1 protein-coding gene is annotated in these 1,406 nt (G+C 75.5%); it reads right to left on the bottom strand.

The annotated features are described in order from the left end of the window. Nucleotides 1–35 precede the first annotated feature (35 nt). Nucleotides 36–1,406, bottom strand: a 1,371-nt coding sequence (locus HGA02_RS19330; RefSeq protein WP_168681016.1) for an ATP-binding SpoIIE family protein phosphatase, incomplete at its 5' end; no start/stop codon positions are given.

The raw sequence follows: 1,406 nt of genomic DNA, 5'->3' as shown, positions 1-1,406 counted from the left end.
GCGACGCCAGAGCGACCCGCCTGCGCGCCGACGCCTCAGCGCCCCGTCTCCGGCAGGCTTCCCGGCCGCACCTTCGCCCACACCAGCTTGCCGCCGCGCGACTGCCGCCAGCCCCAGTCCGCGAGCCGCTCGACGATCTGCATGCCGAACCCGCCGACGCGCCCCGGGTGCCCGTCGGTCGACACCGGCGGCGCCGGGTTGCCGTCCTCGACCTCGATGCGCAGGCCGTCGCCCGTGTCGTAGAGCTGCAGCGACACGTGCCCGAACCCGTGCAGCACGGCGTTCGCGACGAGCTCGGACACGACCAGCTCGGCGTTCGCGGCGTCGGGGATCTCCCACGCCTGGCACGTGCGCACGACGGCGTGCCGCGCCCGCCCGATCGACGCCGGCTCGTTCGGCAGCGACCAGCGCCGCCGCCGCGGGCTGCGCGCACGCTCGAGGTGGTCGCGCGGGTCGGGGACGCGCACGACGACGACCGCGACGTCGTCCTCGGGGTGGTCCGCGAGCCGGGACAGCAGCTCCTCGCCGATGCCCGCCGCGTCCCGCGCCGTGATGCGCGACGCGACCCCCGCGAGCGCCGCCAGGCCCTCCCGGAGCCCGCGGTCGCGGCGCTCGATGAGGCCGTCGGTGTAGTAGACGAGGACGTCACCCTCGACGAGGTCGAGCGTGCTCGTGCTGCGCACGCCGTTGCCGAACCCGATGAGCGCACCGCCCGCGTCGCGCAGCTCGGTCGCGACGCCGTCGCGCACGTGCAGCACCGGCAGGTGACCGGCGCGCGACCACTCGAGCCGCCAGCCCTGCTCGCGGCGGGTCAGCGTGGACAGGACCAGACCGGCCGAGCGCGGGATCCGCATGCCCGTGACGAGCTGGTCGACGCGCTCCAGCACCGGGCCGGGCGTCGTGATGTCGAACGTGTAGGAGCGCACGACCGAGCGCAGCTGGCCCATCGCGGCGGCCGCCTCGACGTCGTGGCCCACGACGTCGCCGATGACGACGCCCGCGACGTCCGGGGAGATCTGGAGCACGTCGTACCAGTCGCCGCCGACCTGCACGTTCTCCGAGTTCGGCGCGTAGTACGTCCACACGTCGAGCCCGTCGACCTCGGCCTGCTCGGGCAGCATCGCGCGTTGCAGCGTCTCCGCCAGGCGGTGCTCGCGGTCGTACAGGCGGGCGTTGTCGAGCACGAGGCCGACGCGGCGCGCGGTGAGCTCGAGGATCGTCATGGTCGCCGGCTCGATCGCGCGCAGGCCGCCCTCGTCGCGCGGGACGACCGCCATGAGCCCGAGCACGCGCCGGCGGCCAGGCACGGGGAAGACGACGGCCCGGCCCCCCGACGACGCGGGCTGCCCGTCCGTGGGGTGCTGGGCGTCGGCGCTCACGTGCTGCGCGAGCCACTCCGACGCGCT

The sequence above is a fragment of the Cellulomonas septica genome, assembly GCF_012396155.1.
GTDB classification, from domain to species: Bacteria; Actinomycetota; Actinomycetes; order Actinomycetales; family Cellulomonadaceae; genus Cellulomonas; species Cellulomonas septica.
Note: the sequence above shows the minus strand (reverse complement) of the source record. Positions and strands in the feature narration are given on the sequence as shown.